The sequence below is a fragment of the Gordonia pseudamarae genome (genome assembly GCF_025273675.1).
In the GTDB taxonomy this organism is placed as follows: Bacteria; Actinomycetota; Actinomycetes; order Mycobacteriales; family Mycobacteriaceae; genus Gordonia; species Gordonia pseudamarae.
Window position 1 is genome coordinate 2,085,310 of sequence record NZ_CP045809.1, and the last position, 14,813, is coordinate 2,100,122.

General features: G+C 67.4%; 8 protein-coding genes. 2 read left to right on the top strand and 6 right to left on the bottom strand.

The window, feature by feature from the left end; translation table 11 throughout:
* Positions 1 to 5 precede the first annotated feature (5 nt).
* Together GII31_RS09220 and GII31_RS09225 are read right to left on the bottom strand one after the other, a co-directional pair.
* Entirely contained in the window at positions 6 to 1,388 is a 1,383-nt protein-coding gene (locus tag GII31_RS09220) for a metallopeptidase TldD-related protein (RefSeq protein WP_213248880.1), read from the bottom strand.
* Positions 1,388 to 2,905 (bottom strand): TldD/PmbA family protein, encoded by a 1,518-nt coding sequence (locus tag GII31_RS09225; RefSeq protein ID WP_260840396.1) that lies wholly within the window; start codon positions 2,903 to 2,905, stop codon positions 1,388 to 1,390. The genes GII31_RS09220 and GII31_RS09225 overlap by 1 nt, the downstream gene beginning before the upstream one ends.
* Before the next feature lie 94 nt (positions 2,906 to 2,999).
* Between GII31_RS09225 and GII31_RS09230 the strand changes: the two genes are divergently transcribed.
* Together GII31_RS09230 and GII31_RS09235 are read left to right on the top strand one after the other, a co-directional pair.
* Positions 3,000 to 4,808, top strand: coding sequence for a penicillin-binding transpeptidase domain-containing protein (locus GII31_RS09230; protein ID WP_213248884.1), 1,809 nt, complete (start codon positions 3,000 to 3,002; stop codon positions 4,806 to 4,808).
* Positions 4,809 to 4,936: 128 nt separating this feature from the next.
* The gene (locus tag GII31_RS09235; protein WP_213248886.1) at positions 4,937 to 11,317 is read left to right on the top strand and encodes a DUF4011 domain-containing protein; all 6,381 of its coding nucleotides are present in this window, start codon (positions 4,937 to 4,939) and stop codon (positions 11,315 to 11,317) included.
* On the opposite strand, the gene GII31_RS09240 is transcribed toward GII31_RS09235, so the two are convergent.
* From GII31_RS09240 to GII31_RS09255, 4 genes are read right to left on the bottom strand one after another with little or no spacing between them, the layout of a single operon-like run.
* Positions 11,312 to 11,791 (bottom strand): hypothetical protein, encoded by a 480-nt coding sequence (locus tag GII31_RS09240; protein ID WP_213248889.1) that lies wholly within the window; start codon positions 11,789 to 11,791, stop codon positions 11,312 to 11,314. The two genes, GII31_RS09235 and GII31_RS09240, sit on opposite strands and share 6 nt — an antisense overlap.
* Before the next feature lie 23 nt (positions 11,792 to 11,814).
* Positions 11,815 to 12,594, bottom strand: a complete 780-nt coding sequence (locus tag GII31_RS09245) for a heme ABC transporter ATP-binding protein (RefSeq protein WP_213248891.1) — start codon at positions 12,592 to 12,594, stop codon at positions 11,815 to 11,817.
* A complete protein-coding gene (locus tag GII31_RS09250; RefSeq protein WP_213248893.1) occupies positions 12,591 to 13,694 on the bottom strand; it encodes a FecCD family ABC transporter permease in 1,104 nt (367 codons plus the stop codon). Before GII31_RS09250 ends, GII31_RS09245 begins: the two co-directional genes overlap by 4 nt.
* Complete coding sequence (locus tag GII31_RS09255) at positions 13,691 to 14,749, bottom strand: heme/hemin ABC transporter substrate-binding protein (protein ID WP_213248895.1); 1,059 nt, start codon at positions 14,747 to 14,749, stop codon at positions 13,691 to 13,693. The genes GII31_RS09250 and GII31_RS09255 overlap by 4 nt, the downstream gene beginning before the upstream one ends.
* Positions 14,750 to 14,813: the final 64 nt, after the last annotated feature.

The window sequence follows — 14,813 nt, forward strand, 5'->3', positions numbered from 1 at the left end:
AGCGGCTATTGCGCCCGGCTCACCGACGACATGTGGAAGTCCGGGATGCGTAGTGACGGCATCTGTGCCCGGGTTGCCCAGTCGGACCATTCGCGGGGCAGCGTGATCTCGCTGACGCCGGCCTGTGTGGCGCGGCGCAGCAGGTCCAGCGGGGATTCGTTGAAGCGGAAGTTGTTGACCGCGCCGGTCACCGTTCCGTCCTCGATCAGATACACCCCGTCGCGGGTCAATCCGGTGAGCAGCAGCGTGGTGGGATCGACCTCGCGGATGTACCAGAGGGTGGTCAGCAGCAGGCCGCGCCCGGTGTTCGCGATCATCTCGTCGAGGCCGGCGTCGCCGCCGGTCATCAGCAGATTCGACGCTCCGGTGGCCCGTGCGGTGCCGAATGCGGCGGCGTCGGCACGCGAATGGGCGAGCGTGTTGATGACGCCGTCGCGGATCCAGTCGACGCGTCCGATGTCGCATCCGTTGTCGAACACCGACATCATTTCCGACGACGTGCCGGTGAACACGAACGGTGCGCATTCGAGCCCGGCGGCGGCCGGGTCCGAACTCAATGTCAGGCCCATGTCGGTCAGCTTCTCGCCCACCCGGGTGCCGCCGCCGGGCGCCGACATCGCGGTGCGGCCCTCCTGGGCGCCGCGCCCGGTCATCACCGCGCTCAGCGACAGCATCAGGTCGGCGACCGCCGACGGCGGCAGCAGCGTCTCGTACCGGCCCGCCGGCAGTTCGACGGTGTGTGCCGCCCGGTCCAAGCGGGTCGACAGGTCGGCGAGCATCGGTTCGACGGGAACATCGTCGAACCAGGGGGTGCTGACACCGGACCACGCGCTCGCATCGCCCCGTTTGGCGTTGATCTGCACCGACCCGGTGGGTTGGGTGTATCGGCGCCGCACCCCGGTGGACGTCGCCAGCCAGATGGTGTCGACGAGGTGGTGGGCGAAGCCGTAGAGCCTGTCGGAGCCGCCGGATGCGTCGAACCCGTGCCGCAACGCGCCCGCGATTCCACCGAACACGTCCGCCCCGGTCCGGGCGGGGCCGTCGTCCCAGTCCACCGGGGTCCCGGTGCCGGTGATCAGCGCGAACGCGTCGTCGGCCGGACGTGCCGTCGCGGCCGCCGTCTGCGCGGCCCGCACCACCCCGGCGAGGGCGTCGGGGTCGACATCGGTGGTGGTGACGGTGCCGACGTGGGCGGATCCGGCGCGGCGCACGACGGCCACGACAGTGGTGACCCGCTGTACCGATTCACCGTTGGTGGTCATCGAGTTGCCCGCCCAGCGCAGGGATGCCTCGGCCCGGTCAGTGACGATGACGATCGTCTCGTCGGCACCCGCGAGCCGCTGTGCGTGCGCCAGGATCGAGTCGATGACCTCGGTGGCCCCGATCATCAATGGTCTCCTTCCGCGGCAGTGTTGAGCACGTTGATCCCGCGGAACAACGCCGACGGGCAGCCGTGGCTGACGGCCGCGACCTGCCCTGGTTGGGCCTTTCCGCAGTTGAAGGCCCCACCGAGCCGCCAGGTCGACGGCCCGCCCACCGCCTCCATCGAGTTCCAGAAGTCGGTGGTGGTGGCCTGGTAGGCGACGTCGCGGAGCTGGCCGTCGAGCCTGCCGCCCCGGATGCGGTAGAAGCGCTGGCCGGTGAACTGAAAGTTGTAGCGCTGCATGTCGATCGACCATGATTTGTCGCCGACCACGTAGATGCCGTCATCGACGCCGGAGATGAGGTCGTCGGTGGTGGTGTTGTCGGCGGCGGGGGCCAGGCTGACGTTGGCCATCCGCTGGATGGGCACGTGGTGCGGTGAGTCGGCGTACGAGCAGCCGTTGGATCGGGGGAGCCCGAGCTTGCGCGCGAACACCCGGTCGAGCTGATATCCGACGAAGACGCCCTCGCGCACCAGATCCCACTGCTGCGCGGCCACTCCTTCGTCGTCGAATCCGACGGTTGCCAGCCCGTGTTCGGCGGTGCGGTCGGCGGTGACGGTCATCGCGGGTGACCCGTACCGCATGGTGCCGAGTTTGTCGGGGGTGGCGAACGAGGTGCCGGCGTACGCGGCCTCGTAGCCGATGGCCCGGTCGTACTCGGTCGCGTGGCCGATCGATTCGTGGATGGTCAGCCACAGGTTGGTCGGATCGATCACCAGGTCGGTGGGCCCGGCGACCACCCCGGGTGCCTTCACCTTTTCGGCCAGCAGCTCCGGGATCGTGGCCAGTTCGGTGGTCCAGTCCCACACGGAGTCATCGGCGAGGGTCTCCCAGCCGCGTGCGGACGGCGGCGCGAGCGTCGTCATCGTCTCGAACGTTCCGGCGGCGGTGTCCACGGCGGTGGCGTCGATGTGCGGCTGCACCCGCACCCGCTGCTGGGTGATCGAACTGCCGAACGTGTCGGCGTAGAAGGTCTGCTCCTTGACGCACATCACCGCGGCGGTCACGTGGTCGACGCCGTCGGCGGCCAGCAGTCGTCCCGAGTGGTCGGCGAGCAGCGCGACCTTGTCGGCGGTGGGCACCGCGAAGGGATCGATACCGTAGGCCGAGACCCACGTCGCATCGTCGTACACCGGCTCGTCGGCCTGCTCGATGCGTTCGGTGTTCAGAACGGCCAGCGTGGTCGCCACCGCGACGGCCCGCCGCGCGGTCGCGGCCGCCACATCGGTGGTCAGTTCGGGATGGGAGGCGAATCCCCAGGTGCCCTCGACGATCACCCGCACGGCGAGGCCGATCTCACCGGCGGTGGCCGCGGACTCCAGTCCGCCGTCGCGCAGTTGCACGCTCTCGTTGCTGAGCCGGTGCAGCCGCAGGTCCGCGTAGGAGGCGCCCGCGGCGAGCGCCGCCGAGAGTGCCGCATCGGCCAGTTGGTGTCGCGGCAGGGCGAGAAAGTCGGGGTCGACGTCGCGTGAGGCGGTCACCATGTGGACTCTAGTGCGGCGTGGCCGCGTTTGGGGACGACCGGCCGGGCGTGCCTGCGCGATGACGGCCGGTCGCCCCCTACAATCTCCGGTAATGGTGCGGCGGAGAATCTTCGGTGCGGTGATTGCCGCGGTGATCGTGCTCGTGGTGACGAGCGTGGTCGGCTGCTCGAGTGTCGACGAAGGCCCCCGGCAGGCGCTTGAGCGTTACCTGGAGGCCTTCGACGCGCACGACGTCGGCACGGCCGCCGACCTCACCGACAATCCGGATCTGGCCCGCGCCGACATCGACCGGGTATGGCAGGGGCTGGCCGCCGAGAAGGTGTCGTCCGCGAGTGGACACGCGCGGACCACCACCGACAACGCCGACATCGACGTCACCTACACCTGGACGCTGGCCGGTGGCCAGACCTGGGAGTATCCGGCAACGGTCAAGGTCGCCAAGTCGACGCAGGGCTGGACCGTGCGTTGGGCGTCGACCAATATCCACCCCGAGCTGGGACGCAACCAGCGGCTGCTGCTGGAGACCACATCGGCGCCGCGGGCCACCGTGAACGAGTCCGACGGATCGCAGGTGCTGGTCGACGGCACCCTCATCGGCATCAACTTCGATGCCGAGGTCGCCGCCCAAAGCGGTGATGTCGTCGACTCGGTGTGGTCGATGGTGGCCGCGCTGCGTCCGTACGCGCCGGACCTGTCGGTGCAGACCATCACCGAAAAGGCCACCGCCACCGACGGTGCGTACCCGATCGCGCGGATCACCGAGGGTCAGTTCAACCGGATCCGCGACCAACTCGCCATCCCCGGTGTGGTCACCAATGAGCAATCCGAACTGGTGGCCAAGGATCCGCAGTTCGCACCGGCACTGCTGTCGGAGGTGCGCACACTCGTCAGCGACGAGGTGGAGGGTGTCGCGGGCTGGCGGGTGGTGACCACCAACTCCCACGGCATGCAGACCGGCATCCTCGCCGATCACGCCCCCCAGCCTGCGCCGGCGGTGTCGTTGACGCTGTCGCGATCCAAGCAGAACGCGGCGCAGCGGGCGGTCAACGCGAGCGGACGGTTCCCCATCGCGATGGTGGTGCTGCAGGCATCGACGGGCCGGATTCTGGCGATCGCGCAGAACCCGCTCGCCGACCGGCAGGGTTCGATCGCCACCGCCGGCCTGTACCCGCCCGGCTCGACGTTCAAGATCATCACCGCCGCCACCGCCATCCGGAAGAACATGGCACACCCGGACACCATGGTGGGGTGCCCGGGCGAGATCGAGATCGGTCCGCGCAGGATCCCCAACTACAACAGGTTCTCCCTCGGCACCGTGTCGATGCTGCAGGCGTTCGCGGCCTCCTGCAATACGAGCTTCGCGCAACTGGCCAGCCAGATGGGGCCATCGGATCTGCCCGACACCGCCGCCGCGCTGGGTATCGGTCCCGATTACACGATCGCGGGCCTCACGTCGGTGTCCGGGTCGGTGCCGATCGCCTCCGATCTCGTCGAACGCACCGAGGACGGTTTCGGCCAGGGCAAGGTCCTGGTCAGCCCCTTCGGCTTGGCGCTGGCCACTGCCACCGTCGCGCGCGGTGGAAAGGCACCGGTGCCCACACTGATCCTGGGTAAACCGACCACGGTGAAGGGCGGCGACCGACCCGCCCTCGCCCCCGCGGTATTCACCGAACTGCGGTCGATGATGCGGGCCGTGGTCACCGGCGGCACCGCCGACCTGATCAACGGAATGGGCCAGGTGTACGGCAAGACCGGTGAGGCCGAGTTCGCCGGCGGCTCGCACGCCTGGTTCGCCGGCTACCGGGGCGACCTGGCATTCGCCACCCTCGTCGTCGGCGGCGGCGACTCCAACAACGCCGTCGCCGTCACCCGGGACTTCTTCGCCGGTCTCCCGCGCTGAGCACCATTCCCGCTACGCGGGAACCATCCAAGGGGAGTTGGACGATCGCTCAGAGTGTCGGCGGGCGATGGTTAGATGCTTCAAGTAGGCACATGAGGTCGAGGCGCGAACATGCGGACGGGGCGGACATGACGGCGGAACTGGGCACGGAACAGGCGGGGTTCGCGAAGATCGATGCCGATATCAACAGACAGTGGTCATGGGCGTCCTCTGCCGCCAAGATCCCGCAGATCACGAAGATCTCGGTGTCGGTTCCCGATGACTACGACCATGTGACCCTTACCGTCGCGGTCCGCGACGCCGATATCACCTTCGGTGAGGGGACCATCCACGACGGCGCGCTGGAAGAAGGCACATCGTCGGTGAGTTCGGTGTATGTGAGCTTGTCGCCGCGGGCGATGTCCCAGGTCGCCGAGCGGACGACAGCGGTGTGCGAAATCATTCTGCGGGACGCGACCACCAACAGCATCCTTACCCGGAACGATATCGACGTGCACATCCAGCCACGGGATCTGTGGTTCTGGATGGGTGATCCCCGGCACGGCGAAACACACGAGCGGCTGATCGCACAGCTTGCCGAACTCGCTGCGGCACCCGCCGACAACGATGCTGTCGCCGAAGCACTCACCGCGGAAAAAGATCAACTCGAGTACATGATCGCGATGCTGACGAACCAGGCATCGTTGCTGGCCCGCTCACTGCTGGCGTCATTTGTCCGGCCGAATCATCCGGAGGTCGCCGCCATCTCGAGGGAGGCCGCCGACGTCTTGGGCCGCACCACCGGGGAACCGAGTTTCAGCGCATTCCAGAACTCCGACGTGGAGAAGTCGGAGAAGGCCGTCGACGCGTCGGTCGCTGCGGTGTTCGAGGCGCTGCGGGCCCGTGCGATCGCCTACTCGGAGCCGCCACCGAACTGGGACTATTCGACGTCCGGGCAGCGTATCCGCGACCATGCGGAGGTGGCGCGCGGTGGGCTGGGAACCTGCCTGGACACCACCATCCTGATGGCGGCGGTCATCGAGCAGATCGGTTTGCATCCGGTGCTGGTGATGGTTCCTGGGCACATCTTTCTCGGGTTTTGGCGGCGAAACCCGGACGCGGGCGAAGGGCCGCGTCCGCAATGGTATCCTGACCGGCCGGTGATCGACAGCCTGGTGGACATCGCAGAACTTGTCCAGGGAGGGTGGCTCGGAGCGGTCGAGACCACTGCGGTGACCATAGGCAATTCCGTCGATGCGGCCACCGCTACCGCAACCGCCGGAAGGCAGCTCATCGAGGCCGTCAACGCCGGATCGATCACCATCATCGACGTTCTCGCCGCACGGCGGGCCGGGGTATCGCCGTTGCCGGTGGTCACCGACCGATCCGACGGCGTCACTGAGATCGTCGTCTACCGGCAGGGTGGCGTCCCCGAATCGGTTGACCAAGTGGACCAGGACAGCCCCGAGGCGTCGTTGCGCACCCGTCGGGTCGATGACCAGCCACCGCGATACCGTAAGTGGAAAGGGTCCTTGTTCAGTCTCACCGCGACAAATGCCCTGCTCAATCTGAAGTCGAACGCTCGGGTACAGCCGCTGCTGGTGCCCTCGGAAGCGCTTGGGCACCTTGAAGACGCACTTGCCGAAGATGTTTCGTTCGCGCTGCACAGCGGTCATGACATTCCCGACGTCTGGCGGGCGCGTGGTATCACCAACGCGGTGGACATGTGGGATTCGCCCGACCAGGCCACCCGCGACGACTTGATCGCTCACCTGCAGCAGCGGCGCCTGTACGTGCAGCGCATCTCCTATCGTGGCGACAAGGCCACCGTGCTGGCCGAGTCGACCTTCGTCAAAGAGATCCGGTCGATGGCGCATGCCGCGAAAACTGCCCGCGACGAACGCGGCATGAACCCGTTGTTCCTGTGCATCGGTATGCTGCGGTGGCCGTACAAGCCGGGCCATCTGGCCGAGGCGCCGATGATCCTGGTGCCGGTGACCATCGGTGTAACGCGCCGGCGCGGCGACCTCACCCTGTCGATCGATTCCACCCAGTCCACCGCGACCAACTCGGCGCTCATTGAATGGCTTCGCCGCGAACACGGCATGGTCATCCCCGAGCTGGAATCACCGATCACCGACCGGTCCGGCCTCGATGTCGATGCGGTCCTGCGCGGGGTGCGGACCGAGATCGCCCGCGCGGGAGTCCCGTTCGAGGTGACCGGGGAAGCGCGCCTGGCGTTGCTGGACCTGTCGCCGTTCCGGATGTGGCAGGACCTCAGCGCACACGCCGGTGAGTTCCTGGACCGGCCGCTGATCAGGCATCTGGTACACACCCCCACCGAACAATTCGTCGACCCGGCGGCGCCGGTCGAGGACGGCCGAACGCTGAGCCACATCGAAGAGTTGCACACACCGATTCCGGCGGACTCCACCCAGAAGCAGGCGGTCATCTGGGCGCGGGAGCGCCGCACCTTCGTGTTGCAAGGCCCACCCGGGACCGGTAAGTCGCAGACCATCACCAATATGGTTGCCGAATGCCTCCTCAACGAGTTGCGGGTGCTGTTCGTCGCCGAGAAAGGCACCGCCCTCGCCGTGGTGCAACGAAGGCTCGAACAGATCGGACTGGGGCCGTTCACGCTGAACTTGCACCACGAGGGTTCGAACGCGGCGCAGGTCCGCGCGCACCTGCGGCAGTCACTCGACGCCGTGGTTCACCCCGACACCCAGGCGATGGCGCACGCCCGTCGCCGGCTCCGTAGCGCCGCTCACGAACTGCGCGAATATCCCGACCACCTGCATAAACCCAATGCCGCCGGATTGTCGGCGTATCTCGCACACGATCACCTCATGGTCGCCGGTGACGGGCCTGCGATGGCGGTGCCCGATCAGCTGGTCGAATCGGATGCCGGAACGATCCAGCGATTGCGCGAGGTGCTGGGAGATCTGCCGCGGGCGGCGGCGGCGGCGCGGGTGGCACCGGACCATCCGTGGCGCCTGGCCGGACCGACACCGCGCGATTTCGATGTGGCGGCCGCGTCGGCCGCCATCTCGGACGTTCTCGATGGTGTCGAGTGGTGTACGACGCTGAGTGGTCCGCTGCGTGACCACCTGGACCGGGTCACCGAGCTCGGTCAGTTGAATCTTCTTGCCGCAGCATCACATCCACTGTTGCCGGTGGGTCAGGAACTGGCAGCGCTGGTGGATCCGTCCTGGCCCGGGCGGGCCGACGATGCGCTCGTGGAGGCGGGGCGCATGGTCGATGCGGCGCATGGTCTGCTCGCCGGTTTCGAGCCTGGAGTGCTCGGAAGCGACCTCGATGCCGTCGCGGCAGGTGTCGCGGAGGCAGCCGAATCCAGGCGGTGGGGCCGGAGCAAGCGGGTCGCGGAAGCGATGCTGCCGGTGGCCGAGTACGCCCCACCGGGTATCGACCTCACCCATGCCGACGATGCGGCCCGGATCGTGGGGCAGCTCATCGAGGCCGACAGGACCGCCCGGTCGGCCATCGAGATTCTGCGAGCGGTCCCCGGTTTCGGGCCCGCGGTGCCGGCCACACTGTTCGAACCCGACGCGCTTGCGTCGGTCCGGGAGCGCCGAGCCGAACTCGACAGGCTCACAACCATATTGCGGTCGACGGACGAATGGACCAGGGCCGTGTGTGCGTTGGCGGGGACCGGAGCATTGTCGGATCACCACATGAGGATCGCCGGGTTCGCTGCGGCACTGCCGAATCTGCTGCGGCAACTGAACGCCGCACCCGACGATGTGGCCGCATGGCAGGCGGGCCGGTCGATAGTCGCCGCCGTCACCGCCCATTCGGCCGCGTGGCGCCGCGATCATCGACAGGACCGTCTGTTGGCCGTCCAGAAATGGATGAGCATGCAGCAACTGCTGCATCCGCTGCGCGTGGCCGGCATGGATCAAACCCGCATCGACATTCTCGACGGGAGGCTCGCAGCCAGTGGCTGCGAGGAGGCGTTCGAACGTGGAGTGGCACAGACGTCCCAGGCCGAAAGGATTCGCGCAGCGGGGCTCGATCGGTTCGACAACATCGCCCACGATGGGCTCGTCGACACCTATGCGCAGGCGCAGCACGAGATTCGGCGTCAGTGGGTCACCGACGGGCCGGCCGCGCTGCTGGCCGCTCGCGGCGGTGGCGGCAGGGGAACAGAGACCGGAGGTTTGGCCCGGGAACTGGAGAAGACCAGGCAGAAACTCGGTACCCGCGCATTGCTGCGCAAGCACGCGGCCGCTGTTCAGCAGCTCACCCCGCTCGTGCTCTGCAGCCCGTCGTCGGTCGTCGACCTCATCGAGCCGGGGGCGATGGATTTTGATCTGGTGGTCTTCGATGAGGCATCGCAGATCACCGTTCCCGAGGCGATCGGGGCGCTGGGCCGGGCCAAGGCGGCCATTGTCGTCGGCGACAGCAAACAGATGCCGCCCACTAAGGTGATCGCGGGCGGTTCCGGCGCCGATGAGGAACTCGACGACGATGCTGAGGAGATCATCGAGGACCAGGAGTCGATCCTGAGTGAGTGCGAACTCGCGCGGGTGCCGACCGTCAGTCTGGCCTGGCATTATCGTTCGCAGGACGAGGCGTTGATCGCCTTCTCCAACAGTGCCTACTACCGGGGTGCCCTGAGCAGCTTCCCCACGCCCACCCTGATGTCGGATGCGACCGGGATCGAATTCCGGCGGGTCGACGGCCGGTATCTGCGTGCCGGCAGCACCGCTGTCGACCTGGGGGAGGGGATCAGTGCCGGCAGCAATACCAACCCCGTTGAGGCACAAGCGATTGTCGCCGCCGTGCACGAACTGGCCCGGCGTGCGGACTCGCCGCCGTCGTTGGGTATCGTCACCTTCAATGAGCAACAGCGTCAACTGATCTCCGATCTGCTGATGATGAGCGAGGACCCGGCGGTAGTGGCGATCCTCGACGAGAACCGGATGGGTGCCGCCGACGTTCTGTTCGTCAAAGCCCTCGAACAGGTTCAGGGCGATGAACGAGATACGATCATTTTCTCGATTGCTTTCTCCAAACAGGCGAACGGTAGGATTCCCACCAACTTCGGTCCGCTCTCCAACGGTGGCGGCGAGCGACGATTGAATGTCGCGGTCACCCGTGCGCGCCGCAAGAACGTCGTCTTCTGTAGCTTCGATCCCGCTGAACTCGACGTGGCCGGTGCGACGTATCAGGGCCCCAAGGATCTGAAAGCCTTTCTCTCATTTGCCAAATCATCCGGAATCATGGATCTGGGCGAGCTCGCGCCGGGGCAGTCGGCCCGGCAGGTGCTGCGGGACAGGCACCGTGACGACGTTGCGGCGGCCTTGCGGGCGTCGGGCCTGCACGTGATGACCGACGTGGGGTTGTCGAACTTTCGCCTTGACCTGGTCGTCGGCCGCCCGGATCGGCCCGAACGCCCCCTGTTGCCGGTGCTGCTCGACGGCGAGAGCTGGCGGCACCGGAACACCATTTCCGACCGCGACATCCTGCCGGTCGACGTGCTCACCAATCTCATGGGCTGGCCGAAGGTTGCGCGTATCTGGTGGCCGATGTGGTTGCAGAACCGGGAATTGGTGATCGAGGAGATCCACACGGCTGCCGACGAGGCCGAGGCCGAACTGGACCGCCGGGCACCGGTCATCGAGCCGCCTCGGATACCGAACCCGTCGGATTCATCCATATCCGATCCCGAGGTGTCTGATGCTGCGGCACGGGATCTGGTGAAGGCGGATGCCGGTGCGCGGAGTCCTGTGACAACAGAAGCTATTGAGCTGCACGACTATTCCGAACCGGAACCGGCCGCGCAGGGTGTGGTCGATGAGGCACCGGCCCAGCCGGACCGAGAACCCGTCGATCTCATCCGGAATGACCTGCCGGTGGTTGTCGGCGAGGGTGTTGGCGCGCCCGAGCTCGCCGAAGTGCGGTCGGCGCCGGTGGTCACGGCACCGCAGGCCGAGCCGTCGCCGGAGTCGACGCCGGTCATCGGAGAGTTTCGGGCTGCAGGGGAGGACGTGGTCGGCGAACGAGCCACACTCGATTCCTTGCCGGACAGGACCGCGGTCAAGATCGTCCGCGCAGAATTGCGGGATGTGATCGCCACAGAGGCGCCGATCCGGATCGACAGGCTCGCTCGGATCGTCGCGCACCGGCACGATCTGCACCGGGTATCGGCGGCACGATTCAGGGCCATCGACGCGGTGGTCCGGACTCTGGTGGTCGCAGAGTCCTACCGCGCCAGCCAGATTTTCGGTGATTTCGTGTGGCCTGACCACATCGACGCCGCAACGTGGACCGGTTATCGCACAGGTGGTGGACCGGGCAGGGCGTTCGGCGAGATCGCGCCGGAGGAGATCGCCAACGCGATGTGTGCGGTGCAGTCGGACCATCCTGATATCGACGAGGACCAGTTGTTTCGCGAGACCGCCGCGATCTTCGGCACCACCCGGCTCGGCAAGATCGTCCGGACCCGGCTGGAGGACGTCCGGGAACACCACCTCGACCAGGCCGGTGTTCGCGCAGCGCTATGACCCGGTGCGGGTGACGGTGAAGGTCGAGCAGCTGGAATTGGCTACGGTGCCGGTGAGCTCGGTGGGGGATTCGAGGCGGCCGACCAGGTCGACCATGGTGTAGCCGGTGGGCTGGTCGATCCATTCCTTCTGGTTGAACCGGTAACTGTCATCGGGGTCGGTGGTGACCGTCATGCGGTAGCTGCCCCGCGGCACGTCGGGGTTGGCGGGTAGCGGACCGAAACTGAAGACCACGTCGGCGCGGGGCAGATCACTGCCGGCCGGGGATGCCGACACCGTTAGGGTCAGTGCGGTATTGCCCTGGCCGCAGATGTAGGTGCCCTCCCACGTGCCGACGAGCTTATTGGGATTCGAACGCTGCCCGACGGGTAGCGGAGTTGCTTCTCCGTCAATGGTGCACGCACTGACGCCGGCCGTGATAGCCGTCGCCACCAGGGCGAGGCGGACCGGACGAAGGCAGCGGACTGTCGGCATGACCACGAATAGTAGCGGCGGTTCTACGTCCGGCGAGGGATGACCAGCAGTTGACCGGTTTCAGGGTGCGGCCAGGTTTCCACCGGGTGATCGTAGGTGTCCGAGAGCAGGTCCGCGGTCATCACCTCGGCGGTGGGGCCGTGCGCCAGGAGATGACCGTCCTTCATCACGGCGACCTGGTCGGCGTAGGCGGCGGCCAGTGACAGATCGTGTACGACGATCAGCACCGCGGTGCCGTCGTCGCGCTGGCGGCGCAGGATGTCCAGGACCGCTTCCTGGTGGTGTATGTCAAGGGCGGCGGTCGGTTCGTCGAGCATCATCACCGGCGCGCACTGGGCCAGTGCCCGGCCGAGCGAGACCCGTGCCTGTTGGCCACCGGAGAGCTGGGAGAACGGGCGGTCGAGAATGCCGCCCAGGTCGCAGGCGTCGATGGCATCGGCGATGATCTGCGGGGAGTGCGCCGCCCACGGGGTGCGCAGCCACGGGAACCGGCCCATCTCCACCACCTCGGCCACGGTGAACGGGGTGTCGGTGCGGTTGGTCTGGGTGACCAGTGATCGCTGACGGGCGAGGTCGCGGTGACTGATCGAGTGGATGTCGCGTCCGTTGATGTGCACCGTGCCCGACGCGGGACGGCGCACCCCCGACAACGCCGACAACAGCGTCGACTTGCCGCAACCGTTGGGGCCGACGAGGGCGCACAGCGAGCCGCCCGCAACGGTCAGCGACACTCCCGCGACCACTTCCCGTCCGCCGAGCGTGATGTGGATATCGTCCGCGACCAGACCTGTCACCTCGCTCACCAGCCCGCCCCCGCGTGCCTGCTGCGGCGCAGCAGGATGAAGAACAGCGGGCCGCCGATCAGTGCGGTGAACATGCCGATCGGCAGATCGGCGTCACCGATCATGGTGCGCGCCGCCAGGTCGGCACACACCAGTACCAGCGCACCGCCGATGAGGCTCGCCGGCAGCAGGGTGGCGTGACGCGGACCGAGGACCAGGCGCATCACGTGCGGGACGATCAGCCCGACGAACATGATGATCCCGGCGAACGCGACGGCTGCGGCGGTGAGGATCGCCACCAGCACGATCGCCTGACGGCGGACCACCTCCACGTTGACGCCGAGGGATGCCGCCTGGATGTCGCCGAGGGCCAGCAGGTCGAGTTTGTGGCTGAGCGCCAGTGCGCCGGCGCAACCGGCGACGATCAGCGGCGCCGACACCCACACCTGATTCCACGACGCGCCGGCCACCGAACCCAACTGCCAGAACACGATCTGCTCCCGGTCGGACGGGTTGGCCACGAACGTCAGATAGGCGATGATGCCGGTCGCGAAGGCGTTCACCGCGATACCGGTGAGTACCAGCATGATGGTCGACGACGCGCCGTCACGCAGCGACAGCAGGTACACCGAGGCGGTGGTGAACAGCCCGAACACGAACGCGGCACCGGCCAGTGCCCACTCGTTGGAACTGCTGCCGCCGACGACGATGACCAGGCACGCGCCGATCGCCGCACCGGAGGACACACCCACGATGCCGGGTTCGGCGAGCGGATTGGCCAGCACACCCTGCAACAGGCAGCCGCCCGCACCCAGTCCCGCGCCCACGATCAGCCCGAGCACGATCCGCGGGAACCGCACGTTCCACAGCGTTTCCTCGCCGTTCTGGTGCGTGGGCAGGGGGCCGATGTTCAGGTGCCAGTGGTGGGCGAGGCTCCCGAGCACCTCCGACGGCGGGATGGACACCTTTCCGCTGCCCGCCGAGAGCACCACCAACGCGGCGAGCGCGATCAGCATCCCGGCGATGATCACGACGTTGCGGGTGAGCTGCGATCGTTGCCGCCGCGCCGGGGGCCGGGCGGCGCCGTCGGGGTGAACGGTCGTGGACGTATCGGCGCTCATCGGTAGATCGCCGTCGCCAGCGACCCGATGACCTCACCGACGTCGGGCCCGAATGCGAGGATTTTGGTCTCGTCCATCTGCACGACACGGCGGTTGCGCCCGGCCGAGGTCGCGGCGATACCGGCGATCTTGAGCACCCCGTCGAGGCCGCCGACACTGTCGGCGCCCTGTTTCATCACCAGGATCACATCGGGGTCGGCACGAATCATCGCCTCGGCCGAGATCATGGTGAACGCGCCCGTCAGGTCGGCCTTGGTGCCGGCGTCGGTGCCGCCGATCGCCTCGATCAGGCTGTCGGCGCCCGACCCCGGACCGGCCAGCAAGGTCAGTTTGGGGCCGCGCACGTATACGAACGCGATCGTCGGATTTCCCGACGGATCCGGCACCAGCTTCTGTGCCTCGGCGATCCGCCGGTCGGTGCGCTCGACGAGCGCGCGGCCCTCGGCGGACACCCCAAGTGCATCGGCGACCGACTGGATCAGCCGGTTGTTGTTGTCGAGGCTGCGGACGGCGGTGAACAGGACGACCGGGATACCGGATCTGCGGATCTGGTTGATCGCACCCGTGGGGGTGGTGTCCTGGTTGATCAGAAGCACGCTCGGCCGCAGGTCGAGCACCATCTCGGCGTTCAGGCTGTGCCCACGGTTGGTGACCACCGGCAGGCCCACCGCGGACGGAAAGATCGTCGACGTGTCGCGGCCGACCATGCGCGGGCCGAGTCCGAGCGAGTGGACGATGCTGCCGAGGGTGCCGTTGATGTCGACGGCGATGATCCTCGACACATCGGTGACGGTCACCGTGTGGCCGCCCGAATCGGTGACCGTCGCCGGCAGCACGGGCCGCGGATCCGTGGTGATGGGGTGCACGTCGGTGTCGGGTAGCTGTGCGGTCTGCGGACCGGACCGCAGATGTGCCGATGAAGCCGTCTCGGTGTTGTCCTGGTCGATCGGGGTGACGAAACACGCGGACACCGCGACCGAGACGAGGCCGGTGAGCAGGGCCAACAGCAGCCGTGCCGGTGATCTCGTGGGTGCGGTGGTGCCCATCTCAGGCATGTGTTCTCACCGGACCCCTCGTGACCCTCGCTCGTGCCTCGCATCGGTCTCCGGGACCAAGGAA

Bases quoted from the DNA above. Each gene is read 5' to 3' on its own strand.
- GII31_RS09220 (WP_213248880.1), bottom strand. From the start codon at position 1,388: ATGATCGGGGCCACCGAGGTCATCGACTCGATCCTGGCGCACGCACAG.
- GII31_RS09240 (WP_213248889.1), bottom strand. From the start codon at position 11,791: ATGCCGACAGTCCGCTGCCTTCGTCCGGTCCGCCTCGCCCTGGTGGCG.
- GII31_RS09255 (WP_213248895.1), bottom strand. From the start codon at position 14,749: ATGCCTGAGATGGGCACCACCGCACCCACGAGATCACCGGCACGGCTG.
- GII31_RS09235 (WP_213248886.1), top strand. From the start codon at position 4,937: ATGACGGCGGAACTGGGCACGGAACAGGCGGGGTTCGCGAAGATCGAT.
- GII31_RS09230 (WP_213248884.1), top strand. From the start codon at position 3,000: ATGGTGCGGCGGAGAATCTTCGGTGCGGTGATTGCCGCGGTGATCGTG.
- GII31_RS09250 (WP_213248893.1), bottom strand. From the start codon at position 13,694: ATGAGCGCCGATACGTCCACGACCGTTCACCCCGACGGCGCCGCCCGG.